Origin of the sequence: Pseudescherichia sp. L3, assembly GCF_024656065.1 — a bacterium.
GTDB lineage: Bacteria > Pseudomonadota > Gammaproteobacteria > Enterobacterales > Enterobacteriaceae > Pseudescherichia.
This window is the reverse complement of the sequence record NZ_JANKYC010000006.1, coordinates 39,742-63,701: the sequence shown is the minus strand read 5'-3', so window position 1 is coordinate 63,701 and position 23,960 is coordinate 39,742. Positions and strand designations below refer to the sequence as shown.

The following is a 23,960-nucleotide window of genomic DNA, read 5'->3' as shown; positions in this document are numbered from 1 at the left end:
GTTCATGGCGAAGTGAAGGACTTTCATGATCGAAATTAAACACCTGAAAACGCTCCAGGCGTTACGGAACAGCGGATCGCTGGCGGCGGCGGCAGCCACGCTGCATCAGACACAGTCCGCCCTCTCCCACCAGTTCAGCGATCTCGAACAGCGCCTTGGCTTTCGTCTTTTTGTCCGTAAAAGTCAGCCGCTGCGTTTTACGCCGCAGGGTGAGATCCTGTTACAGCTGGCCAATCAGGTGCTGCCGCAGATTAGCCGCGCGCTTCAGGACTGTAGCGAACCGCAGCAAACCACCCTGCGGATCGCCATTGAGTGCCACAGCTGTATTCAGTGGCTCACTCCCGCACTTGAGAATTTCCGTAGCAAATGGCCGCAGGTAGAGATGGATTTCAAATCCGGCGTGACCTTCGATCCCCAGCCAGCGTTGCAGCAGAGCGAGCTGGACGTGGTGCTGACCTCAGATATTTTACCGCGCAGCGGGCTGCACTATTCGCCGATGTTTGATTTTGAAGTGCGCCTGGTGCTGGCCCCGGATCACCCCCTCGCGACCCGGGCGCGCATTACCCCGGAGGATATCGCCGCTGAAACGCTGCTGATCTATCCGGTCCAGCGCAGCCGGTTGGATATCTGGCGTCACTTCCTGCAGCCGGCGGGCATTAACCCGATGCTGAAGAGCGTGGATAACACGCTGCTGCTGATCCAGATGGTGGCAGCCCGGATGGGCATCGCGGCACTGCCGCACTGGGTGGTGGAGAACGTTGAGCGCCAGGGTCTGATCGTGACCAAGACCCTGGGCGAAGGGCTGTGGAGCCGGCTGTACGCGGCAGTGCGCGATGGCGAGCAGCGTCAGCCGGTAACGGAGGCGTTTATTCGCTCAGCGCGGAACCATGCGTGCGACCACCTTCCTTTTGTGCGGAGCGCGGAGCGACCCAGCGGCGATGCACCCATAGGGACGCCACTATCACTGTCCCCCCAAGGATAAAGCTCGGCCAGTGGGGCTGCTCCTGCCAGATGGCGAGATTAACCAGCAGCCCTGCCGGGACATGCATGTTGTTCATAATGCCGAGCGTACCGGCATCCACCTGGGTTGCGCCGTAGTTCCACATGAAGTAGCCAATCCCTGACGCCACCACGCCAAGAAACACCAGAATGCTCCACTGCAGGTTTGTCTCCGGCAGCTTCTGGGCGTTGCCCAAGGCAAACCAGGCCACCACCGCCACCAGCAGCGCGCCCAGATAGAACCAGGCAAAGGCGTTATGCTGCGGCATCGGCCGGGTCTCCATCAGGCGCTTGTAGCCCACCATGCCGATGGCAAAGCTGATGTTAGAGAGCTGCACCAGCAGCAGTCCGGTCCAGAAGTGGTTGGTCACCTGATCGTAACGAATGATCCCCGCCCCGATCACCGCCAGCAGCGCGCTCAGCGCATAGCCCCAGCGTAGCCGACGTCGGCTCATCAGATCGTAGATCAGCGTGATATAGAGCGGCGTCAGGACGGTGAACAGCAACAGCTCGGAGACCGTCAGATAGAGATAGGCGCGGAAGCTGAGCATATACATGATGCCCAACTGCATGGCGCCCACCAGCATATAGAGGCCGATGGTTTTTAGCCCGTGGCCTCGCGTGCGCAGGAAGGGCAGGAAAACCAGCGCGGCCAGCCCAACGCGCATCAGCACGGAGAAGTAGCTGTCGATATGTCCGGCGAGGTATTCGCCATAGAGGCTAAAAGAGAAGGCCCACAGAACGGTGGTGATAATCAGTAACGCCACAATAGGTGTCTCGTTGGTTAATGAGCACCCATTGTAGCGGAGTTACCGGTTGACAACTGATTAATCATTAATCAATCAAGAAACAGCTTACGCAGATAGTGCGGCACCGCGTTGTCCCCGTTAGTGCCGATCACTTCCAGCTGCGGGTAGAGATCCTTCAGGCGCTGGTGCGCGTTGGCCATAATACAGCCTTTACCCGCCATAGAGAGCATCTCGGCATCGTTCATTCCGTCGCCAAAAGCGATGCACTCTTTCAGGCTGTGGCCCATCGCTTTCGCTACCGCCTCCAGCGCGTGGCCTTTCGACACGCCGCCTGCCATCACTTCCAGACAGGTCAGCGTAGAGAAACTGACGTTGACGCGATCGCCCCAGCGGGCGTTAATGGCCTGCTCCAGGGGCAGCAGCGGCTCATGGGTATCGCAGGTGAAAAACACCTTGCTGATCCCCTCGGGATCAAGCATACCTGGCTCAAAAAGAGAGTACTGGAAGACGGCCTCTTTGAAAAAGCGCATCTCATCCGGGCGGTGACGGTTAATAAACCATTCGTCGTCACGGTAGACATTGGTATCGATGTGCGGATCGCTATGCATCACGCCAAACAGATCCTCAGCGATTTCGCGATCCAGGTTATGCGTAAAGACCAGGTTACCCTCGGTATCGTGCACTCGCGCGCCGTTAGAGGTGATCATATAGGCTTTGATACCCAGCTTATCGCGGATCTGTCCTACGTCGACATGGTGACGGCCGGTGGCAAAAACGAAGTTGACGCCGCGCTCGGTCAGCAGCTTTAACGTCTCTTTAGCGTAGGGAGAGAGTGAGTGGTCGGGTGAGAGCAGCGTGCCATCTAAATCAGACGCAACAACCTGATACATAATAGAATTTAACCTCTGGTCAGGCGGCGAACCGCCGGATTAGTTATGCCTGTCGAAAAAATCAACGATGGCGTTAAGCGCGACTGAGCGCATGGCGTCCTTTTCAAAAAGGATCTCATGGTACGCGCCTTTGATGACCAGCGGCCTGTCTCCCTCACAGGGATGGCCCGCTGCAGCGCGGATTTCACAAAAACGATCGTGCATTCGGTTATCGACGACGCGCTCTTCCTCTGCCTGGAGCAGGAGCATGGGCGTCGCATCCTGCGCCGCGCCCGCCAGCACCTTTTCACCGGCGAGAATACCCTCTCGCACCCAGTGGTTGGTCGGCCCGCCGACGCGCAGTTGCGGATCGTCAGCATAGCAGCGCAGATTTCGCCGGTAGCGTACCCGGCTATGAGTAAGCACGTTAATGCTAAACGGCAGCGCATGCCAGCGCCCCGTGCCCAGCGCGTAGCTCTCCCGGAACGGCTGATAGCCTTCGGCCCAGTTCAGGATATGGCGCACCATCCAGTCGGGCAGACGAATAACAATACCAAACATAGGCGCACAGAGCGCGATCGCATCGCAAAGCCGCGGCTGGCGTTGCAGCAGCAGCGTGGCGATCGCTCCACCCATCGAGTGCGCCAGAATATAGCGTTTACGCCATGGGCCAGGCACAACCTCCTGCTGCCAGAAGGCCTGCAGATCGTCAACGTAGTCATCAAAATTATCGACGTGCCCACGATGTCGGTCGGGCAGAATGCGGCCTGAGCGCCCCTGCCCACGATGGTCGATGATCAGCACGTCAAAACCGAGATGGAACAGATCGTAAGCCAGCTCGGCATATTTGACGTAGCTTTCAATACGCCCTGGGCAGACAACGATCACCCGATCGTGATCGGCGGCATGAAAGCGCACAAAGCGCACTGGAATATCGCCAACGCCGATGAATTCAGCCTCTTCACGCTGCCGCCAGAAATCGGTCAAGGGTCCGTGCGTGAAAGCCGCAAAGGCATTTTCTCTTGTTTCCCACCCCTTTTTCTGCCGAAACATTGGGTTTCCGCCCCCGGTCGTCTGTAAAATTGTTTTTTTATGACTCGTGATACAACATGTTAACAATAGCGTATTGTTGCATAAAATATATCGTTCAGGGAGTTTCGCATGACCTTCGAGTGGTGGTTTGCCTATCTGCTTACCTCGATCATCCTCAGCCTCTCGCCAGGCTCCGGCGCGATTAACACCATGACCACCGCCATCAGCCACGGCTATCGCGGCGCAGCGGCGTCGATTAGCGGCCTGCAGACCGGTCTGGCCATTCATATCGTGCTGGTTGGCGTTGGGCTCGGAACGCTATTCTCCCGCTCGCTGCTGGCCTTTGAGGTACTGAAGTGGGCAGGCGCGGCCTACCTGGTGTGGCTGGGCATTCAACAGTGGCGGGCTGCTGGCGCACTGGATCTTAATACCCTGGCCCAAACCCAGTCTCGCGGACGCCTGTTTAAACGCGCTGTTTTTGTGAACCTCACTAACCCCAAAAGCATCGTGTTTCTTGCCGCGCTGTTTCCGCAGTTTATCAATCCGGATCAGCCGCAGGTGATGCAGTACCTGGTGCTCGGCGTCACCACCGTCGTGGTGGATATCATCGTGATGATTGGCTATGCCACTCTGGCAACGCGCATCGCGGCATGGATCAAAGGACCGCGTCAGATGAAAGCATTAAATAGAGTATTTGGCTCGCTGTTTATGCTGGTCGGGGCGCTGCTGGCCTCGGCAAGGCACGCGTAACAAGCTCACAGTTTTGTTGATGCTGGAGCAGATGAGCGGACAACAAATAATCACGCTGATAAACTACATCGCACAGGCAGGAGAAGCTCAGGACGTTCAGACCCTGTTATTTGGACTGGCACAGCGCGTGCCGCAGCATGGAGAAACACTGATGACGTTTGCAGAACATATGAAGCAGATAGGCCTGGCTGAAGGCATGCAGGAAGGTATACAGCAAGGCATGCAGGAAGGAAAACGTGCCGCTATGCTGGACATCGCCAGGGCGATGCTGCTACGAGGTTTTGATAGTGGTACGGTCATGGAGATCACCGGCCTGTCAAAAGACGAGTTGCAGCAGCTAGCACACTGAAACGCGACCCGCCCGGTTAAACCCGGACGGGCAGCGGCTTAACGGGAAATAATCAGATGCAGGCCAAAGGCGGTGAAAAGCGCGCCAGCCACGCCGTCGATCCACTTCGCCATACGCTGGTAGCCGCGGCGCATTGTCGGCAGAGCAAACAGGCTCGCCACCAGGGTAAACCAGGCGAAGGTCTCCAGTGCAATCAGCACGAAAATTCCCCAGCGCGCCGTCTCGCCGACACCATCACCCACGAATAACGAGAAGACCGAGCCGAAGTAGATAATCGCTTTTGGATTCGCCAGGTTAGTCAGCAGCCCCTTTACAAAGCTACGCCCGCTGGTGGCCAGTTCAACCTGCGGCGCTGGTGTATTCAGGACCTCTTTCTTCAGCGCTCCGCGCAGCAGCTGGTAGCCCATCCAGCAGAGGTAGAGCCCACCGCCGACCATAATGATGGTGTGCAGCCAGGCCATTTTTTCGAGGATCAGATTAAGGCCAAGCAGTGCCACGCCAGCCCAGATCATGACGCCGAGGGTGATCCCCAGCACGCCCATCATCGCCTCTTTGCGCGAGCGGCTAACGGCAGTTTGCGAGACAAAGAAGAAGTCCGGGCCTGGGCTCATCAGCGCCACCAGATGTACCAGCGCCACGGTCAGAAATAGCGTCAACATAGATTACTCGTGAAGAAAGAGAAATGAGAGCACTATCCTGGCACCTTTTCCCCGCGCTGACTACTCATCGTCGCCGTCGACGTGCTCCCGAATGAGGGTCATAAACGGTTTGCCGAAGCGCTCGAGCTTGCGCATCCCGACGCCGTTCACGCTGAGCATCTCGCTGGCGGTAATCGGCATCTGCTCGGCCATCTCGATCAGCGTGGCATCGTTGAACACCACGTAGGGGGGAATGTTCTCTTCATCGGCAATGGCCTTACGCAGCTTGCGCAGTTTGGCAAACAGCTTGCGGTCGTAGTTGCCGCCGAAGATTTTCGGGTTTGCCCGCGCCTTTACCACCACCACGCGCGGCACGGCAAGCTGCAGCGGGACCTCGCCACGCAGGAACGGACGCGCGGCCTCGGTAAGCTGTAACGCCGAGTGCTGGGCGATATTCTGCGTCACGACGCCAAGGTGGATCAGCTGGCGGATCACGCTCACCCAGTGCTCCGTTGTGTGATCCCGCCCTTCGCCATAGATCTTGAGCTTGTCATGACCCATGTCGCGAATACGCTGATTGTTCGCGCCGCGTAGCACTTCAACCACATAGCCCATACCGAAACGCTGGCCGACGCGGTAGATAGCCGACAGCGCTTTCTGGGCGTCCACCAGCCCGTCGTAGCGACGCGGCGGATCGAGGCAGATGTCGCAGTTGCCGCACGGCTCCTGACGCCCTTCACCAAAGTAGTTCAGCAGCACCAGACGGCGGCAGGTCTGCGCTTCGGCAAACGCTCCCATCGCGTTGAGCTTGTGGCGCTCAATATCCTGTAGCTGACCAGGCGGCTTCTCCTCCAGGCATTTACGCAGCCAGCCCATATCTGCTGGATCGTAAAACAGCATTGCCTCGGCAGGCAGGCCATCACGCCCGGCGCGGCCGGTCTCCTGATAGTAGGACTCAATGTTGCGCGGGATATCAAAGTGCACCACAAAACGCACGTTGGGTTTGTTAATCCCCATTCCGAACGCCACGGTAGCCACCACGATCTGCAGATCGTCGCGCTGGAACTTCTCCTGCACGTCGGCACGAATGCTGTTATCCAGTCCGGCGTGATAGGCCCCGGCGCTAAAACCACGGGCCTGCAGGCGCGCGGCGGTATCCTCTACCTTAGCGCGGCTGTTGCAGTAGATGATGCCGGATTTGCCTCGCTGCTCCTGAACGTAGCGCAGCAGCTGATCGAGCGGCTTAAATTTCTCCAGCAGCGTATAGCGAATGTTAGGACGGTCAAAGCTGCTGACCTGGATCAGCGGATCGCGCAGCCCGAGCAGATGCACAATATCGCTGCGGGTGGTGTCATCCGCCGTGGCGGTCAGCGCCATAAAGGGCACAGCGGGGAAGCGGGCGCGCAGCTGGCCGAGCGCGGCATACTCGGGGCGGAAATCGTGCCCCCACTGTGAAATACAGTGCGCCTCGTCAACCGCCACCAGACGGAGATCCCAGTGCGCGAGATGCTCAAGGAAGTTATCCAGCATCAGGCGTTCTGGGGCAATGTAGAGCAGGCGGATCTGGCCGCTGCGACAGCCCGCCATAATGCCCTGCTGCTCCTCCCGGCTCTGGGTGGAGTTGAGGCAGGCGGCCGCCACACCGTTCGCCAGCAGCTGATCGACCTGATCTTTCATCAGTGATATCAGCGGCGATACCACCACCGTCAGACCGCTTTGTACCAGCGCCGGAATTTGATAGCAGAGGGATTTCCCGCCGCCGGTCGGCATGACCACCAGACAGTCGCGCCCAGCGAGCACGGTCTCAATGATGGTCTGCTGGCCCGGACGGAACTGCTGGTAGCCGAAGGTGTCCCGCAAAACCTGCCCTGCCCCCGACTCCAGATTCAATACTTCCGCCTGCGCCACGTTAACCCCATCTGCCTTCAAAAAATGACTCTGCCTTAAAAAAGATCGTTAAGCATAACGCCCACGCCTACGCGTGTCTGGTTAAAGTTGTAATCAATTAATGATTCACCGTAACCGCTGTAAACCTGGGTATACAGACGCACGTGCCTCGTGACTGGATAGCTCAGACCCAGCTCGGCGCCGCCGTAGCCGGTGTTCCAGTTGTACTGTCCTTTAGCACTCAGAATGGCTTCACCCAGTTGGTAACCGACCTTGAGCTGGTAGTAGCCCATATACTTGGTGATATCCGGATTATCGTCGGTGTCGCCCACCACAAACCACGGTTTTACCTCTACCAGCCAGTTAGTATTCTGCGCCATCAGGCGGCTATAGATGCGGTTCCAGCTGCGGGAGGTCGGATCGGAGCGGCCGTTAGAGTCGTGATTGTACCCGAACTCGACGTCGCGCAGCGTCCAGCCTGCCAGTTCATAGTCGGTAGCGAAGCCGAGGAACAGCTGCGGCTCGTAGTTGGTTTCACGAAACGGCGAAGATTCATCGCTGTTAGAGAGCTGCCACCAGGACTTCTGCGTATAGGACGCGCCCAGCACCGAGTTTGGCCCAATGATACCGCGCCAGAACGGGAATGCCAGGCTGAGCTGGAATTTTACCTCATCTTTGCGCGCGTTATCGGACCAGTTGTAGGTGTTGATCGCCTCTTTGTTGAGATCGCTGGTCACCGTATAGAGCAGATAGTTAGACTCATACGGATAGAGCGTAAAGGGGTTATCGTGCTCCTGTAACATATTCGCGATGATGCTGCCGCGTACCGCTGGCGCATCGTGTACTGCTTTAACCGTGGCTTCCTGCGCTAATACTGTAAAAGGCAGTGCGATGGCTGACAAAAACCAGGGCAGATACGTCCGCATCGGTTTTGCTCTCCTGACCAAAATTGTTGAGATGGGTAATATTCAGACACCTATTTTACATCTTTCTATAAACGCTGCGCAGCTATCGTTTCCGAAAGTGGAAAACAACAATTAAGAAGCATAAAATCAACAACTCATTAACTACCGGACGCATAAAATAATGTCAGCCGTTCTTACCGCCGAAGAAGCGTTACAGCTGGTGGGCGAAATTTTTGTTTATCACATGCCGTTTAACCGCGCGCTGGGCCTGGAGCTGGATCGCTATGAAAAATCCTTCGCCCAACTCAGCTTTAACAACCAGCCGATGATGGTTGGCAACTGGGCGCAAAGTATTCTTCACGGCGGCGTCATCGCCTCTGCGCTGGATGTTGCGGCAGGGCTGGTCTGCGTCGGCAGCACGCTCACTCGCCATGACACCATTGCTGAAGAAGAGCTGCGTACGCGCCTCGCAAAGATGGGTACCATCGATCTACGCGTCGACTATCTGCGTCCTGGGCGGGGCAATCGCTTTACCGCGACCAGCAGCCTGTTGCGGGCGGGTAATAAAGTTGCCGTGGCCCGGGTTGAGCTGCATAACGAAGAGCAGCTCTATATCGCCAGCGCCACGGCAACCTACATGGTAGGTTGAGACGGTGAAATCGTTTAACATGCTGTTACTTTTTGATGACGGATTTGGATGTTCCGATGGATGCTAAGCAGACGCGGCAGGGTGTATTACTCGCTCTTGCCGCTTATTTTATTTGGGGTATCGCACCGGCGTACTTCAAGCTAATCGACTATGTTCCCGCCAACGAGATCTTTACCCACCGCGTTATCTGGTCGTTCTTTTTTATGGTGGCGCTGATCAGCGTGAGCCGCCAGTGGTCACGGCTGAAAAACCTGCTGCGCACGCCGAAGAAGATCCTGCTGCTGGCCCTCTCGGCACTCTTGATTGGCGGTAACTGGCTGCTGTTTATCTGGGCGGTCAATAACCATCACATGCTGGAAGCCAGCCTCGGCTACTTTATCAACCCGCTGGTCAATATTGTGCTGGGTATGATCTTCCTCGGCGAACGCTTTCGTCGCATGCAGTGGCTGGCGGTGATCCTTGCCGGCTGCGGCGTGCTGGTGCAGCTCTGGACCTTTGGCTCACTGCCGATCATCGCCCTGGCGCTGGCGTTCAGCTTTGCCTTCTACGGCCTGGTGCGTAAGAAAATTGCCGTCGATGCCCAGACCGGTATGCTGATCGAGACCCTGTGGCTGCTGCCGGTCGCCGCCGTCTGGCTGTTCGGCATCGCTGACAGCCCAACCAGCCATATGGGCAGTAACCCCTGGTCGCTCAACGTGCTGCTGATGGCAGCGGGCGTGGTAACCACCATCCCACTGCTCTGCTTTACCGGCGCAGCCACCCGTCTGCGCCTCTCGACGCTCGGCTTTTTCCAGTACATCGGCCCGACGCTGATGTTCCTGCTGGCGGTCACCTTCTACGGTGAAATACCGGGCATGGACAAGATGGTGACCTTTGGCTTCATCTGGGTAGCGCTGGCCGTATTCGTGATGGATGCTCTCTACACCCAGCGCCGGATGCGTAAAATATAACCTGTCTTCCCCTCTTCACAGGAAGAGGGGAAGGCGCTTTCAACGTCATTTTATCCCTACCAAAGTTCGTAGTTCACAATTAACAAACACTTCTCGTTTTAATACTATCCTTAATACCTTTCAGACAAAGCGTTATTACATGCTCTATAAACTATTCGTTCCTACTAATAGTGGTAGGATTTCACGCGGCCTCTATATCGCGGCCTTTTTAGTTATTAATATCCTCGCGCTATTTTTATATGCCGAGGTCGAAAACGCTATGGTACTCATAGCGGCAACACTTTTCTTTCAGTACCTTGTGATTAACCTTAATTGCTGCCGACTGCGTGACAGCGGCTTCAAAAAAATAGTGTGGTATGTCTTACTTACCATTGTCGTATTTATCGTTGCTCTGTTAGCCGACATGAATGAAGAGTATGACGTGACAGGCAGCGGCTTTAGGATCTATGTGGCGTGGTATTTTATCTGCTTTATTGCGCTGATTTTGGCCCCCACAGAGGGAAAGGATCCTGCACCACATAGCGATACTCATAGCAAGGAATAACATTATGAAACACGACTATATGAACGACCCTTCCATTAGTGATAAATGGAAATTCCGCTTCTCATTTCTGGACAAAAACGGTGTGCCGGGCTTCTGGGGAAATACCCCTGAATGGAAAGCGGCTTATAAGAAGTTGACCTTTGGCCAGCGCCTGAAAGTGGCAATGAACTTTTATGCCCTCTTTTTCTCTGTCATCTATTTGCTGATTCTGGGTCTGTGGAAAAAAGCAGTCGTCGTAATCTTATTACAAATTTTAGTCGGCTTTATTGTGTTCCTGACCGATTTTGGCTGGCTGGGATCGGTGGTGTCGTTATGGGTCGCCTTCCGCACCAACATTTGGTATTACCAGAAAGTAGTGCTTAAACAGCAGGACTGGGGCCTCTAAGAGAGTTACGGCGGTTCAGCGTGAACCGCCGTGACATTTACAGCCAGTTTTTACGTTTGAAGTAGAGATAGGGTGCCAGCCCGGCGAGCATCATAAAGACGATCGCGCCCGGATAGCCGAAGCTCCAGTGCAGCTCTGGCATAAACTCAAAGTTCATCCCGTAGCTGGAAGCCACCAGCGTCGGCGGCAGGAACACCACCGAGACCACCGAGAAGATCTTGATGATTCGGTTCTGCTCGATATTGATAAAGCCCATCGCCGCCTGCATCAGGAAGTTGACCTTCTGAAACAGGGATTCATTATGCGGCAGCAGGGATTCGATATCGCGTAGGATCTCCCGAGCCTGCTCCAGCTGACTGCCCGGCAGACGCGCCTTACGTACCAGGAAGTTAAGGGCACGTTGGGTATCCATCAGGCACAAACGCACCTTCCAGCCGATATCCTCCTGCTCCGCCAGCGCAGAGAGCGCTTCGTCATACTCATCGCCCTGCTGGCCTTCCATAATGACGCGGCTCAGCTTCTCCAGATCGCTGTAGATGTTCTCGATCTCGTCCGCCAGCTGTTCGATTTTGGTCTCAAAGAGATCGAGCAGCAGCTCGTAGGCGTTACCGTCAACCATCGCCTGGCTGCGGGCGCGCATCCGATAGAGGCGGAATGCCGGCAGTTCACGCTCGCGCAGGGTAAACAGGCGACCGTCACGAATGGTGAACGCCACCGTCGAGTTACCGGCGTGATCCTCTGCATCTTCAAAAAAGAAGAAGGAGTGGATATGCAGCCCGTCCTCATCCTCAAAGAAACGCGCGGAGGCTTCGATATCCTCCAGCTCAGGACGCGTCGCAAGGCTCTGGCCAAGATCCGTCTGCACACGGTTACGTTCATCATCGTCCGGCTCGACCAGATCCACCCACACGGCATCGATCAGGGTAGGTGCCTCTTCAACCTCGAGACGGGTCAGACGGTTATTTTCCAGTTGAAATGCGCTCAACATGACCGGGACTCCCAATACAAAAATTATCGGACAGTTCGGTGGGCACACAGAAACAAATTGGGTTTCAGACCATTAAACAGCCTGACTCAGCGCGACGGGAATTATTGTCGCTGACAACCACTAAGGCCATCAGCGCGAGGAGATAGCCTTAGGAGTTGTTCCTGAATGACAGGGAATTGAGCCAGCATCTACTGGGTGTGTCCAAGGCGAATGTCCTCTTAGCGTGATCGTGCGCGCATGTTACGCCAGCTAAAATATGGCGTCAACACGCAACGGAACGCTGAAGAGCAATAATTGGCCTTCAGCGTTTAAGGGTAGCAGAGTATTACAAAATAATGATATTTTTCTGAACGTTACACTTCTTCCAGCCGCGCATAAGCGGCTACCAGCCATTTGATCCCCTGGCCCTGGAAGGCCACCTGCAGACGGCTGTGCTCACCGCTGCCCTCAAGGTTGACGATGGTGCCTTCACCAAATTTCGGATGACGCACCCGCTGACCGAGCTTGTAGCCAGAGTCGTTCTGCGTCACCGGTGTCCCCATACGCTGATGGTTCACCGGGCGGCTGATGCTGGCGCGCAGGCGCACCTCTTCCACACAGTTTTCCGGCAGCTCGCCGATAAAGCGTGATGGACGGTGGTAAACCTCTTTGCCATACAGACGGCGGGTTTCAGCATAGGTCAGCGTCAGCTTCTGCATGGCACGGGTCACGCCGACGTAGGCCAGACGGCGCTCCTCCTCCAGCCTGCCGCCCTCATCAAGGGACATCTGGCTGGGGAACATCCCCTCTTCCATGCCGACGATAAAGACCTGCGGAAACTCCAGACCCTTCGCCGAGTGCAGGGTCATCAGCTGCACCGCATCCTGCCAGGTATCGGCCTGCCCCTCGCCCGCTTCCAGCGCCGCGTGGGAGAGAAACGCCTGCAGCGGCATCAGATCTGCGTCTTCGTCGTTGTAGCTAAACTGGCGCGTTGCCGTCACCAGCTCCTCTAAGTTTTCGATACGTGCCTGGCCCTTTTCGCCTTTCTCCTGCTCGTACATCATCCACAGGCCGGAGTCTTTGATCACCCGATCGGTCTGCACGTGCAGCGGCATATCGGCTGTCTCCTGGGCCAGGGCGTCGATGAGCTCAAGGAAACGCTGGAGCGCATTGGCGGCGCGGCCGGCCAGCGCCCGCTCCTGCAACAGCTCCCGGCTGGCCTGCCACAGAGTCAGCTGGCGATCGCGCGACGCCTGGCGCACCACGTCCAGGGTGCGATCGCCAATGCCGCGCGTCGGCGTATTCACCACGCGCTCAAAGGCCGCATCGTCGTTGCGATTGGCAATCAGGCGCAGATAGGAGAGGGAATCTTTGATCTCCTGGCGTTCGAAGAAGCGCATGCCGCCATAGATACGGTACGGCATACTTACCTGCAGCAGCGCCTCTTCCAGCACGCGCGACTGGGCGTTGCTGCGGTAGAGGATCGCGCACTGCTCCAGCGCGCCGCCGCTCTCTTGCCAGGTCTTGATGCGATTCACCACGAAGCGTGCCTCGTCGAGTTCGTTGAACGCGCAGTAGAGCGAAATCAGCTCGCCGTCGAGGCCATCGGTCCAGAGCTTTTTCCCGAGGCGACCGTTGTTGTTCTCAATCAGGGCGTTAGCCGCGCTGAGAATGTTACTGGTCGAGCGGTAGTTCTGCTCCAGGCGGATGGTCTCTGCGCCGGGGAAGTCGTTGAGGAAGCGCTGGATGTTTTCAACCTGTGCGCCGCGCCAGCCATAGATAGACTGGTCGTCGTCGCCCACGATCATCACCTTGCCGGTATCCCCCGCCAGCAGACGGATCCAGGCGTATTGAATATTGTTGGTATCCTGGAATTCATCCACAAGGATGTTGGTAAAGCGCTCGCGGTAGTGGTTGAGAATATGCGGCTTGTTGAGCCACAGCTCGTGAGCGCGCAGCAGCAGCTCGGCGAAGTCCACCAGCCCGGCGCGATCGCACGCCTCCTGGTAGGCCTGATAGACCTTCTGCCAGGTCTGCTCAACCGGGTTACCAAAGCTCTGAATATGGTGCGGGCGGATGCCTTCGTCTTTCTGGCCGTTGATGTACCACATCGCCTGCCGCGGCGGCCACTGCTTCTCGTCGAGGTTCATGGCCTTGATCAGACGACGCAGCAGGCGCAGCTGATCCTCGCTGTCGAGGATCTGAAAATCCTGCGGCAGGTTGGCGTCCAGATGATGGGCGCGCAGCAAGCGGTGCGCCAGCCCGTGGAAGGTACCGACCCACATGCCGCCCTGGGTGTTGCCCATCAGCTGGCCGATACGGTGGCGCATCTCTGCCGCCGCTTTGTTGGTAAAGGTCACGGCCATAATCGAGTACGGCGAGCAGTTCTCTACGCTCAGCAGCCAGGCGATACGGTGAACCAGCACGCGCGTCTTACCGCTGCCTGCGCCCGCCAGCACCAGCATGTTGCTGCGCGACGCGGCTACGGCGTCACGCTGTTTGTCATTAAGGCTGTCGAGCAGGTAAGAAACGTCCATTGGCACCGCCGGGAGAGAGGGGCCGTACAGACCCCTGTTAATATATACAGATTATCTGGTGATTATATCAGCGAGGTCAGAGATGCCAACCGGGAAATTTCAACGTGGGGTAATAAGCGACTGTCGGTCGCGGTCAGCAGGCTAACGCCTTCCGGTTTGATCCAGCAGGCCTGCATCCCGCAGCGGATCGCGCCCGCCACGTCGGTGGTGAGGTCATCGCCCACGTGCAGGATCTCGCCCAGCGGCAGGGAGAGCTTCTCCGCCGCCCGATGATACATATCCTGATGCGGCTTCGAACGCCCGTCCGGGCCAGCGCGCAGGACAAACTCAAAGTAGTCGCCGAGGCCAAAGCGCTCCGGCTGCGCATTACCGTTGGTGATCGCTACCAGCGGCCACTTTTTGGCCAGCGCCGCCAGCGTATCGTGCGTCGCCTGCGGGACGTCGATCCGGCTGCGCCAGATAGCAAAGTTTGCCATCGCCGCCGTGGCCCCCTCTTGCGCCTCTTCCGCGCTCAGGCCAGCATCCAGCATGGCGCGCTCTACCGACCGCCGCCGCCACTCTGTGACGTCATGGTAGATATCCGGCTCGCTTTCACGCAGCGCCTGCCGCAGCCGATGGAAATCGGTATTCTGCAGATGGTTAAGCGAGGGGTGATAGTTTTGCACAAAGGTCAGCGACTCGTGCTCGGTCCGCAGGATCACCTCACGGTTATCGTACAGGGTGTCATCAAGGTCAAAGGTCAGGGCCGAGATCTGACCCAGTGGACGATAAAAACGCATTATTTCCCCCGTTTGGCGCGTGGATGCGCCGCGTCGTACACCGAGGCAAGGTGTTGAAAATCAAGATGGGTATAGATTTGCGTGGTGGATAAGTTCGCGTGGCCCAGCAGCTCCTGCACGCCGCGCAGGTCGCCGCTCGACTCCAGCATGTGGGTGGCAAAGGAGTGGCGCAGCTTATGCGGATGCACGTGGCTGTTCAGCCCCTGCTTAATGCCCCACTCGGCAAACCGCTTCTGCACGTTGCGCGCCGAAATACGCTTGCCGAGCTTCGACAGAAACAGCGCGTCTTCATCCGTACCAAACAGCCCGCGCAGATCCAGCCAGTGTTCAACCCAGATGACCGCGTTGCGGCCTATCGGCAGACGACGCTCCTTGCTGCCTTTGCCCAGCACCCACACCTCACCGGTGTCGAGATCGAGATGGCGGATGTCCAGGTTTACCAGCTCAGACAGACGCAGACCCGCGCCGTACATCACCTCCAGCATCGCCCGGTCGCGCACGGCCAGCGGATCGTTAAGATCGATATTCAGCAGACGGTTAACGTCATCAACGTCGATATTTTTCGGCAGGTGGCGCGGCGCTTTCGGGGCAGATATCCCCTTCGCCGGGTTGGCCACCAGCTCGCCCTGGCTCACCAGCCAGTCAAAAAAGCTGCGCAGGGCCGAGAGCCGCAGCGCAAGGCTTGCTGCGCCCAGACCCTTACGTCGGCTCTTCACCGCAAAGCTGCGCACTACAGCGGCATCGCATTCCGGCCAGCTCTTCACGCCGCTCTCGTCCGCCAGCGTAATAATGGCAGCGAGCTGGCGCTCATAGTTCAGCAGAGTGATGGGACTCAGCTGCCGCTCAACGCTCAGGTAGCGCAGAAAACGGGCGACCAGCGGCTGCAGCGGCGAGTCGATCATATGCGTTCAATCCAGCGCGCCAGCAGCTCCGGCAGCATGGCCGCCACCTCTTGCAGCAGCTGGGTGCCCTGATCCGGGTGGTAGTGGGTCACATCCCGGCTACTGAAAATAATCACGCCGAGATCGCCGTCGCGGCCCATCATGGAGAGCGCCACGGAGCCGATAGCACGTGCCTCGGGCAGCAGCAGCAGCAGCTCAGGTCCGTTAAGCGGCCCCAGATAGTGGTTCTCATGGCCCAGGCGCTGAATACGCAGCGGCTCAAACGCCTGCCGGCTCAGCGCCAGATGGGTAAAGTCAGAGGGCGCGCCGATGCGCCAGCGATCGGAGAACAGACGGATGCTGGCACCGGCCAGACCCATCTCTTTTGCCCAGCGCTGGAAACGCACCAGCAGATCCTCAAGGCTGCTGGCCGAAGCCATCTGCCCCTGCAGACGCAGCAGGCAGGAGAAGAGATCTTCATTACTGCTCGCCTGCTCCATCAGCAGGGTCATGTTCTCTTCCAGCAGGTTAATATGATTGCGCGCGCGCATCATCTGCCACTCAACCAGCGATACCGCGCCACGCACCGGGTGCGGGACCTCGATCATCTGGACCGCATGGGCATTGCGAATAAAAAACTCAGGATTGCGCAGCAGGTAATCCACGACCTCACGATCGGTTAGTTCGGCCAGGGCCGCCTGCTGCTCTTCCTCAATGTGCTTCATAGATGAATAAATCCGTCGTAGACGTGTGTTGCCGGGCCGGTCATAAACAGCGGCTGGCCCGGACCCTTCCAGGCAATATCAAGACGGCCGCCTGGAAGCTCCACGCGTACCTCTTCTGCCAGTAAACCTTGCTGGATCCCTACGGCCACTGCCGCACAGGCACCGCTGCCGCAGGCCTGGGTTTCGCCCGCGCCGCGTTCAAAGACGCGCAGGCGAATATGTTCGCGCTTAACGACCTGCATAAAGCCGATATTGGCGCGCTCCGGGAAGCGCTCGTGGCTCTCCAGCACCGGACCCAGGGTTTCAACCGGGGCGGTGTCAACATTGTCCACCTGAATCACGCAGTGCGGATTCCCCATCGAAACGACGCCGCACAGAATGGTCTGTTCAGCGACGCGCATGATATAGGTTTTTTCCGCTTTGTTCGCACGGAACGGCACGGCAGAGGGATCAAAATTGGGCTCGCCCATATTCACCCGTACCAGCTCATCTTCCGTGACGCTCAGCACCATACGCCCGTTGGCGGTGCTGACGCGGATATCACGCTTGTTGGTCAGCCCTTTCAGACGGACAAAACGGGCGAAGCAGCGTGCACCGTTGCCGCACTGCGACACTTCGCTGCCATCGGCGTTGTAGATCCGGTAGTGAAAGTCGAGATCCGGATCGTAAGGCGGCTCGACGATCAGCAGCTGATCGAAGCCAACGCCCAGATGGCGATCCGCCAGCCGGCGGATCAGCTCTGGCGAAAAGAAGACATTCTGCGTTACCGCGTCGACGACCATAAAGTCGTTGCCAAGGCCATGCATTTTAGAGAACTGCATCATTGACTCCATTGCACAGAAACAGAATGTTACCGTCAGTAAATCACCTGGGTTGGGCCATCGGCGGTCCCGCGATCGTTACGCGTCGGCGTGCCCGTCTGGGCCGGGTTATCCACTTTCTTGGTTGGCGGCGGAGCAGATTTGTCAGCGGGCGGGAAATAGAGAGGTCCCTTCAAACCGCAGCCCGTCAGGCTAAAGAGGGTCAGAAGTACCGCCAGCGAACGAAAAACGTTTTTCATTATGGTTGCCTGTAAGTTCATGCTTTATGTTTTCTATCATCGCAGGAGAGGGCACAAAAGCAAGAGTTTGCACGCCGCCTGCAATGGGAATTATTTCGCGTTATACTGCCGCCATCACGATCAGAAGGAAAAAAAATGAACGACTCTGAGTTTCACCGCCTTGCCGATGGCCTGTGGCAGAACATTGAAGAGCGCCTGGATAGCTGGGACGGCGACAGCGATATCGACTGCGAGATCAACGGTGGCGTGCTGACCCTAACCTTTGAAAACGGCAGCAAAATCATCATTAACCGTCAGGAGCCACTGCACCAGGTGTGGCTGGCAACGAAACAGGGCGGCTACCACTTCGACCTGAAAGGCGACGCGTGGATCTGCGATCGCACCGGCGACGAGTTTTGGGATGTGCTGGAGCAGGCAGCAACGCAGCAGGCCGGGGAGCCGGTGAGCTTCCGTTAATAACGGTTACGCGCCCTCGTAGGCCCGGTAAGCGCAGCGCCACCGGGCGTTACCTTAAGAGAACTGTCCTCAGGAAAAATAGTGCTGCAGCAGTGGCGCGTCGCTGTTTGGACTGGCCGGCGGCACTACGCCAATCGCCTGGTTGCGGAACGGGATCACCTGCGCACGCCCGTCAACTTTTACAATCTGATAGAACTGCGGCAAATTGAAGTTGATAAAGCTGGAGCCGTAGGTAAAGCGATCGTGGGATGAAGAGTAGAAGCGGCTTACGTCGCGCACCAGCTCCTCTTTGCTGCCCTCGCAGTGGTGATACACCTCTGCCCGGTTGCTCTCGTCCAGGATATAAATATTAAAGCCCGCCTCGTCACCCGACTCTTCAAAGAAGAACTGGATAATCCCTTCGCTGGCAAACCCATCCACCACCGGCGGCAGTTTGACCTGATTGGTCTCTACCTGCACCGACAGGCCGTGCAGCTTGTTGTGGGAGATCGCGCCATAGAACTCAATAGCATTCTCCAGCTTCTGCACCGAGACGTTCAGACGCTCAAAGAAGAGGCCCCACGTCTGCCCGGCGACGCGTAGCGCTTTAAAGCGTCCGGTCTCCTGGCGGGTGCTGGAGAGGCGCAGTTCGATACACTCTGACACCAGCTGCTGCACGCGAGTACGAATCAATCCACGCAGGTGTTGGCTATAGCAGAACACCTCCACGCTATCCGGCGGCGCGGCGTCCTGATGCATCTTGCCGAGAATCGTCTTCAGCGCCTCGATCATCGCCTGCTCGCCGTTAAAGTGCAGGGTACGCACCTCGTTCCACGAGTTGCGATAGAGCAGATCAACGCTGCCTACCAGACAGTTTTGCTGCTCGCCGAAGCTAAACACGTCCAGCTTGCGGAAGTCAAAATGGACCACCTGATTGCGGAACGCCGCCGTCGGGTCGTACTCCAGATTCACAATGATCGCCAGGTGACGAATTTCACACGGACTGTAGAGCGCCTTCGGCGTCGGTGCAGGCAGACGTAGCGGGAAGTGGTGCGACACGTCGGCCACCATCTCCTGCAGCTTCGCCAGATCGACAATGCCGTTGCCCTTAATAAACAGATGCGTGCGCGACGTCAGCAGGCCGTTAAACCATGCCCACGCCACCAGCTTGTTCAGATAGCGGTTATACTCCAGCGGCTGCTGGCTGATAATCGAATCCATGCTCGGGGCGCGGTTATAGAGATACCAGCCAGAGCGGTTGGCCCGGCCAGGCGGCACATGAATAAAGGTCAGATTCGGCTCAGAGAGATCCGGCGAAATCTGCGGGTTGACCAGCGTCACTTTCCCCGGCAGCGCTTCAAACGCGGCATACAGCTTACGGGTCAGGACGCCGATATCCTGCGGACTGGCGGAGACGCTAAGATTGTTACGGCGTGCAAAGCGGATCAGGTTACGATAGCTCTGCATCATGGCATCAAGCAGTTCGTTATGCGCCTCGCGCACCTGCCCGATTTTCCAGTTGGCACGGTTATCGAGCATGGCGAGACGCGCTTCGTCCCAGCCCCACTCCTTCACCAGCGAGCTCACCACTTCGCGTCGCCAGCCAACGCAGGCGCGCTCGCGGCTCAGCTTTTCACACACTTTTAGGTAAAAACAGCGACGCACCAGATCAAGGCGCGTGAAGTCTTCGATCGCCGTCAGATAGTGAGTGACCCGCTCCAGCATCATGCAGTAGTGATCGAGCCCAAAGGAGACGATCTCCCCGTCGTGCAGCCGCTGTTTGATATCTTTTGCCAGCAGGCGCGTGTTCGGGTACTCCCAGGAGTAGGCCTCCAGCAGCAGCGTTTTCAGCACCGCTTTATAAGGAGAGTCGATACTTTTATAGAGCTGCCACAGGCTAGCCCCGAAGTACTCCTCCGCCGACAGCGAGCTCAGCCCGCCGAGATCCAACCATTCGTTTGGCGTCAGCACGCCCTGGGCATACAGCGACATCACATAGTCGTCGTAGTTGGCCTCTTCATCGCCGGGAACCATATTCCACAGAATACGTTTCCCCGCCAGCCGTACGGCGGTACGGTAGAACTCATCAAGCAGTAGGATGTGCTGAGTAGAGCCGCAGTCCTCCCCGCCGAGGCTGCCGCTTTCGTTATGGCGGAAGCGGTTTTCGTCGATCAGGAAGAAGCTCACCTCTACGCCGAGCGAGGCGGCCCAGCTCTCCAGCAGGCTGCATTTACGTTGTAATAGCTGGCGCTCATCGCTGTCGAGCCACGACTGATGACACACCCAGATATCAAGATCGGAAGAGCTGCTCTGTCCGACCGATGAGGTGCTGCCCATAGTATAGAGGCCAGTGATCGGCAGTTCGCCCTTAAGCGACTCCTGCACCGGCAGGCCGCGACTTAGCTCCAGCTCGTTAAGGTAGTGGAGCTGGTTTTCATCGGGCGTGTAGAGGCAGATGCCACAGGGAACGCTACCTTCAAGGTAACCCGGCATCAGCGGATGATGATAATGCAACAATGTAGGCAGCAGACTGTATACCTGCTGGAAAGCAGGCCCCATAGCGGCCAACGCGCGATCGACACGCAGTTGGTTTATGGCATCCAGTCTCTGTTTCAGAGTCTCAATATAGAGGTACAAGACGTATCGCCTGATGTTTTAAACCTTTCCGTAGCGCCATGCTGACAGCAACGTCGGCAATCGCGGTCCGGTTCAGATTTTTAGTATTACAAAGATACCCGTCACCCTTTTTCGTCCTTATGATTATGTGAGGACAGACGAAAAAATGGTCTAAAACGTGATCAATTTAACACCTTGCCGATTGACCGTAAAGAAAGATGCGCTACATACAAGTGTAGCATCGTTCGTTACGTGTAAATCTCAGAATACGGCCACTTCGCCCTCCTGCGCAATCACCCGTGAAAACTGACACCCTAAGACAACAGTGTTAGGATGGTCAATGGACGACAATGACGGTAACAAGCATGCCAGACACTATTTTAAGAATCGCCACACGCCAAAGCCCTCTTGCGCTCTGGCAGGCACACTATGTTCAGCAGCGCCTGATGGCCTGCCATCCAGGGCTCAACGTTGAGCTGGTGCCGATGGTTACGCGTGGCGATGTGATCCTCGATACCCCCCTCGCGAAAGTCGGCGGTAAAGGGCTGTTCGTTAAAGAGTTGGAGCTGGCCCTGATTGAGAACCGCGCCGATCTGGCCGTCCACTCGATGAAAGATGTGCCGGTTGAATTCCCGCAAGGGCTAGGCCTGGTCACCATCTGCGAGCGGGAAGATCCCCGCGATGCCTTTGTCTCTAATCACTACGAGAGCCTGGACGCCCTGCCTGCGGGCAGCGTGGTTGGCACGTCAAGTTTACGCCGCCAGTGTCAGCTGGCCGAACGCCGCCCGGATCTGCAGATCCGTTCGCTACGCGGCAACGTCGGCACCCGGCTGGGCAAGCTCGATAACGGCGACTACGACGCCATCATTCTTGCCGTTGCCGGGCTCAAACGTCTCGATCTCGAATCGCGCATTCGCGTGGCGCTGCCGCCGGAGCTCTCTCTGCCCGCCGTGGGCCAGGGTGCGGTAGGCATTGAATGCCGTCTGAACGATGAGCGCACCCGCGCGCTGCTGGCACCGCTTAACCATGATGATACGGCGCTGCGCGTCAAAGCCGAGCGGGCCATGAACATGCGGCTGGAAGGTGGCTGCCAGGTGCCTATCGGCAGCTATGCTGAACTGGTCGGCGGAGAGATCTGGCTGCGAGCGCTGGTGGGTGCACCGGATGGTTCGGTGATGGTTCGGGGCGAACGCCGTGGCAAGCCGGAAGAGGCGGAGCAGCTGGGCGTGTCTCTCGCTGAAGAGCTGCTGGCTAACGGCGCGCGTGAAATCCTGGCCGAGGTCTATAACGGAGAAGCGCCTGCATGAGTATCCTGGTCACCCGCCCCTCTCCCGCCGGGGAGGAATTAGTGAGCCGTCTGCGCGCACTGGGCAAGGTGGCCTGGAGCTTTCCGCTGATCGAATTTACCCCTGGCCGGGAGCTGGCTACGCTGCCCGACCGCCTTGCCGCATTTTCTGCTAACGACCTTATCTTTGTGCTGTCGCAGCATGCGGTGGCATTTGCTCACGCGCATCTCCAGCATCACGGCCTCCACTGGCCGCTTGCGCCCCGCTATTTTGCCATTGGGCGTACTACCGCCCTGGCACTTCATACCGTAAGCGGCATCAATGTACGCTATCCGTTGGATCGGGAAATTAGCGAAGTGTTGCTACAATTACCTGAATTACAAAATATTGCAGGTAAGCGTGCAATGCTGTTACGTGGCAACGGTGGACGCGAGCTGTTAGGCGACACGCTGGCGGCACGCGGTGCTGATGTTACATTTTGTGAATGTTATCAACGTAGTGCGAAGTATTATGACGGCGCGGAAGAGGCAATGCGCTGGCAGGCTCGCGGCGTCACCACCCTTGTGGTGACCAGCGGCGAGATGCTCCAGCAGCTTTTCTCATTGATTCCAGCCTGGTATCGCGAAAACTGGTTACTTCGCTGCCGTCTTTTGGTGGTAAGCGAACGTCTGGCGCACCTCGCCCGGGATCTGGGCTGGCAGGATATTCAGGTCGCTGATAACGCTGACAACGATGCGCTGCTGCGCGCATTACAATAACTCTCATAATGGGAAGCCATAATGACGGAACAAGAAAACACCTCTGCCGGGGTTGAAGAGACCAGGGAGGCCGTGGAGATGACGCCACAGCCAGAAAAAACTGAGAAGAGAGATCGCGCCATTAAGACCAGTCTCGCGCTGAGCGCGATTGCCATCGCCATTGCGCTGGCGGCGGGCGTAGGGCTTTATGGCTGGGTGAAACAGCAGACCTCAACGCAGTCCGCTAACAGCGACGCGCTGGTGAGCCAAATTACCGCCCTGCAAAAAGCGCAGGAGACGCAAAAAACGCAGTTTGAAGGCATTATCAAGCAGCAGAGCGATGCCCTGGCCGCCGCAGAGCGCCAGCAGGCCGAGCAGAACAAGCAGCTTGATGAGCTATCGCAGAAGGTCGCGACCATCTCCGGAACCGACGCCAAAACCTGGCTGCTGGCCCAGGCCGATTTCCTGGTGAAGCTGGCCGGTCGTAAGCTGTGGAGCGATGGCGACGTCACTACCGCTGCCGCGCTGCTGAAAAGCGCCGACGCGAGCCTGGCCGATATGAACGATCCCAGCCTGATCGCCGCCCGCCGCGCTATTACCGACGACGTGGCCAGCCTCTCCGGCGTGGCACAGGTGGATTACGATGGTATCATCCTCAAGGTTAACCAGCTCTCCAACCAGATCGACAATCTGCGCCTGGCGGATAACAACGACGACGATGCGCCGATGGATAACGACAGCAGCGAGCTCTCCAGTTCGCTGAGCGAGTGGCGGGTAAACCTGCAAAAGAGCTGGCACAACTTTATGGACAGCTTTATTACCGTTCGCCGCCGCGATGAGACCGCGGTCCCGCTGCTCGCTCCGAACCAGGATATCTACCTGCGCGAGAACATCCGCTCTCGTCTGCTGGTTGCCGCGCAGGCCGTGCCGCGTCATCAGGAAGAGACCTACAAGCAGGCGTTGGATAACGTCTCCAGCTGGGTACGCGCGTACTACGATACCGATGATGCGAGCACCAAAGCGTTCCTTGAAGAGGTCGATAAGCTCAGCCAGCAAAATATCACCATGGAGCTGCCGGATTCGCTGCAAAGCCAGCCGATTCTGGAGAAGCTGATGCAGACGCGCGTGCGTAACCTGCTGGCACAGCCAGTGGCAGCGGCGAATGAAGCTCCGCCAGCTCCGGCGGCGAATGAAGCAGCGCCTGCCGCTGCGCCGCAGCAGGGGGAATAAT

Annotated in this window: 25 protein-coding genes and 1 pseudogene; 11 read left to right on the top strand and 15 right to left on the bottom strand. The window is 57.5% G+C overall.

The window, feature by feature from the left end; translation table 11 throughout:
* Positions 1–25: 25 nt before the first annotated feature.
* The gene (gene metR, locus NR795_RS20260) at positions 26–982 is read left to right on the top strand and encodes an HTH-type transcriptional regulator MetR (RefSeq protein WP_144819196.1); all 957 of its coding nucleotides are present in this window, start codon (positions 26–28) and stop codon (positions 980–982) included.
* Here the strand turns inward: metR and NR795_RS20255 are convergent.
* The 3 genes from NR795_RS20255 to pldB all read right to left on the bottom strand — a co-directional run bounded on the left by NR795_RS20255 (position 867) and on the right by pldB (position 3,670).
* Positions 867–1,766 carry a carboxylate/amino acid/amine transporter gene (locus tag NR795_RS20255; protein WP_144819194.1) on the bottom strand — a complete coding sequence of 300 codons (900 nt, stop codon included), beginning with the start codon at positions 1,764–1,766 and terminating at the stop codon, positions 867–869. The genes metR and NR795_RS20255 overlap by 116 nt on opposite strands.
* Positions 1,767–1,837: 71 nt before the next feature.
* On the bottom strand, positions 1,838–2,638 hold the full coding sequence (yigL, locus tag NR795_RS20250; RefSeq protein WP_257759181.1) for a sugar/pyridoxal phosphate phosphatase YigL: 801 nt from the start codon (positions 2,636–2,638) through the stop codon (positions 1,838–1,840).
* Positions 2,639–2,677: 39 nt separating this feature from the next.
* Positions 2,678–3,670 (bottom strand): lysophospholipase L2, encoded by a 993-nt coding sequence (gene pldB, locus NR795_RS20245; protein ID WP_257759180.1) that lies wholly within the window; start codon positions 3,668–3,670, stop codon positions 2,678–2,680.
* A gap of 108 nt (positions 3,671–3,778) precedes the next feature.
* Here pldB and rhtB point away from each other — a divergent pair, with 108 nt between their 5' ends.
* Positions 3,779–4,399, top strand: coding sequence for a homoserine/homoserine lactone efflux protein (gene rhtB, locus NR795_RS20240; RefSeq protein WP_042394902.1), 621 nt, complete (start codon positions 3,779–3,781; stop codon positions 4,397–4,399).
* Positions 4,398–4,748, top strand: a pseudogene (locus NR795_RS20235) (ISNCY family transposase); the annotation flags it as partial. The gene rhtB and the pseudogene NR795_RS20235, both read left to right, overlap by 2 nt.
* 38 nt (positions 4,749–4,786) lie before the next feature.
* On the opposite strand, the gene rhtC reads toward NR795_RS20235, so the two are convergent.
* The 3 genes from rhtC to pldA are packed head-to-tail and all read right to left on the bottom strand — an operon-like array spanning position 4,787 to position 8,199.
* A complete protein-coding gene (gene rhtC / locus NR795_RS20230) occupies positions 4,787–5,407 on the bottom strand; it encodes a threonine export protein RhtC (RefSeq protein ID WP_144819186.1) in 621 nt (206 codons plus the stop codon).
* Positions 5,408–5,467: 60 nt separating this feature from the next.
* Positions 5,468–7,294 carry an ATP-dependent DNA helicase RecQ gene (recQ, locus tag NR795_RS20225; RefSeq protein ID WP_222890676.1) on the bottom strand — a complete coding sequence of 609 codons (1,827 nt, stop codon included), beginning with the start codon at positions 7,292–7,294 and terminating at the stop codon, positions 5,468–5,470.
* 35 nt (positions 7,295–7,329) lie between these two features.
* Complete coding sequence (pldA, locus tag NR795_RS20220; RefSeq protein WP_257759179.1) at positions 7,330–8,199, bottom strand: phospholipase A; 870 nt, start codon at positions 8,197–8,199, stop codon at positions 7,330–7,332.
* A gap of 160 nt (positions 8,200–8,359) precedes the next feature.
* Between pldA and yigI the strand changes: the two genes are divergently transcribed.
* The 4 genes from yigI (at position 8,360) to NR795_RS20200 (ending at position 10,706) form a co-directional block, all read left to right on the top strand.
* The gene (yigI, locus tag NR795_RS20215; RefSeq protein WP_144819182.1) at positions 8,360–8,827 is read left to right on the top strand and encodes an acyl-CoA thioesterase YigI; all 468 of its coding nucleotides are present in this window, start codon (positions 8,360–8,362) and stop codon (positions 8,825–8,827) included.
* Between the two features lie 56 nt (positions 8,828–8,883).
* The gene (gene rarD, locus NR795_RS20210) at positions 8,884–9,777 is read left to right on the top strand and encodes an EamA family transporter RarD (RefSeq protein ID WP_257759178.1); all 894 of its coding nucleotides are present in this window, start codon (positions 8,884–8,886) and stop codon (positions 9,775–9,777) included.
* Positions 9,778–9,916: 139 nt separating this feature from the next.
* Positions 9,917–10,321 (top strand): hypothetical protein, encoded by a 405-nt coding sequence (locus NR795_RS20205; protein ID WP_257759177.1) that lies wholly within the window; start codon positions 9,917–9,919, stop codon positions 10,319–10,321.
* A gap of 4 nt (positions 10,322–10,325) precedes the next feature.
* Positions 10,326–10,706 carry a DUF2628 domain-containing protein gene (locus NR795_RS20200; protein WP_042394921.1) on the top strand — a complete coding sequence of 127 codons (381 nt, stop codon included), beginning with the start codon at positions 10,326–10,328 and terminating at the stop codon, positions 10,704–10,706.
* Positions 10,707–10,743: 37 nt separating this feature from the next.
* On the opposite strand, the gene corA is transcribed toward NR795_RS20200, so the two are convergent.
* The 8 genes from corA to NR795_RS20165 form a co-directional block, all read right to left on the bottom strand.
* The gene (corA, locus tag NR795_RS20195; RefSeq protein WP_222889085.1) at positions 10,744–11,694 is read right to left on the bottom strand and encodes a magnesium/cobalt transporter CorA; all 951 of its coding nucleotides are present in this window, start codon (positions 11,692–11,694) and stop codon (positions 10,744–10,746) included.
* 148 nt (positions 11,695–11,842) lie between these two features.
* Positions 11,843–11,899: a YsgD/CorL family protein gene (gene ysgD / locus NR795_RS20765; protein ID WP_353621329.1), complete on the bottom strand. Its 57-nt coding sequence runs from the start codon at positions 11,897–11,899 to the stop codon at positions 11,843–11,845.
* A gap of 148 nt (positions 11,900–12,047) precedes the next feature.
* A complete protein-coding gene (uvrD, locus tag NR795_RS20190) occupies positions 12,048–14,210 on the bottom strand; it encodes a DNA helicase II (RefSeq protein WP_144819162.1) in 2,163 nt (720 codons plus the stop codon).
* A gap of 62 nt (positions 14,211–14,272) precedes the next feature.
* The gene (gene yigB, locus NR795_RS20185; protein ID WP_257759176.1) at positions 14,273–14,989 is read right to left on the bottom strand and encodes a 5-amino-6-(5-phospho-D-ribitylamino)uracil phosphatase YigB; all 717 of its coding nucleotides are present in this window, start codon (positions 14,987–14,989) and stop codon (positions 14,273–14,275) included.
* On the bottom strand, positions 14,989–15,891 hold the full coding sequence (gene xerC, locus NR795_RS20180; RefSeq protein ID WP_257759175.1) for a tyrosine recombinase XerC: 903 nt from the start codon (positions 15,889–15,891) through the stop codon (positions 14,989–14,991). Before xerC ends, yigB begins: the two co-directional genes overlap by 1 nt.
* Positions 15,888–16,595, bottom strand: coding sequence for a DUF484 domain-containing protein (locus NR795_RS20175; RefSeq protein ID WP_144819156.1), 708 nt, complete (start codon positions 16,593–16,595; stop codon positions 15,888–15,890). The genes xerC and NR795_RS20175 overlap by 4 nt, the downstream gene beginning before the upstream one ends.
* Positions 16,592–17,416 (bottom strand): diaminopimelate epimerase, encoded by an 825-nt coding sequence (gene dapF, locus NR795_RS20170; RefSeq protein WP_238085499.1) that lies wholly within the window; start codon positions 17,414–17,416, stop codon positions 16,592–16,594. Before dapF ends, NR795_RS20175 begins: the two co-directional genes overlap by 4 nt.
* A 35-nt stretch (positions 17,417–17,451) precedes the next feature.
* The gene (locus tag NR795_RS20165; protein ID WP_042394934.1) at positions 17,452–17,655 is read right to left on the bottom strand and encodes a lipoprotein; all 204 of its coding nucleotides are present in this window, start codon (positions 17,653–17,655) and stop codon (positions 17,452–17,454) included.
* Between the two features lie 135 nt (positions 17,656–17,790).
* On the opposite strand from NR795_RS20165, the gene cyaY reads away from it, so the two are divergent.
* Entirely contained in the window at positions 17,791–18,111 is a 321-nt protein-coding gene (cyaY, locus tag NR795_RS20160; RefSeq protein WP_144819150.1) for an iron donor protein CyaY, read from the top strand.
* Positions 18,112–18,180: 69 nt separating this feature from the next.
* Here the strand turns inward: cyaY and cyaA are convergent, their stop codons facing one another.
* Positions 18,181–20,727: a class I adenylate cyclase gene (cyaA, locus tag NR795_RS20155; RefSeq protein ID WP_257759174.1), complete on the bottom strand. Its 2,547-nt coding sequence runs from the start codon at positions 20,725–20,727 to the stop codon at positions 18,181–18,183.
* Between the two features lie 344 nt (positions 20,728–21,071).
* On the opposite strand from cyaA, the gene hemC reads away from it, so the two are divergent.
* From hemC to hemX, 3 genes are read left to right on the top strand one after another with little or no spacing between them, the layout of a single operon-like run.
* Positions 21,072–22,013: a hydroxymethylbilane synthase gene (gene hemC / locus NR795_RS20150; RefSeq protein ID WP_257759173.1), complete on the top strand. Its 942-nt coding sequence runs from the start codon at positions 21,072–21,074 to the stop codon at positions 22,011–22,013.
* Complete coding sequence (gene hemD / locus NR795_RS20145; protein ID WP_257759172.1) at positions 22,010–22,750, top strand: uroporphyrinogen-III synthase; 741 nt, start codon at positions 22,010–22,012, stop codon at positions 22,748–22,750. Before hemC ends, hemD begins: the two co-directional genes overlap by 4 nt.
* Before the next feature lie 21 nt (positions 22,751–22,771).
* Positions 22,772–23,959 (top strand): uroporphyrinogen-III C-methyltransferase, encoded by a 1,188-nt coding sequence (gene hemX / locus NR795_RS20140; protein WP_144819142.1) that lies wholly within the window; start codon positions 22,772–22,774, stop codon positions 23,957–23,959.
* The last annotated feature ends 1 nt before the right edge of the window (position 23,960 follow it).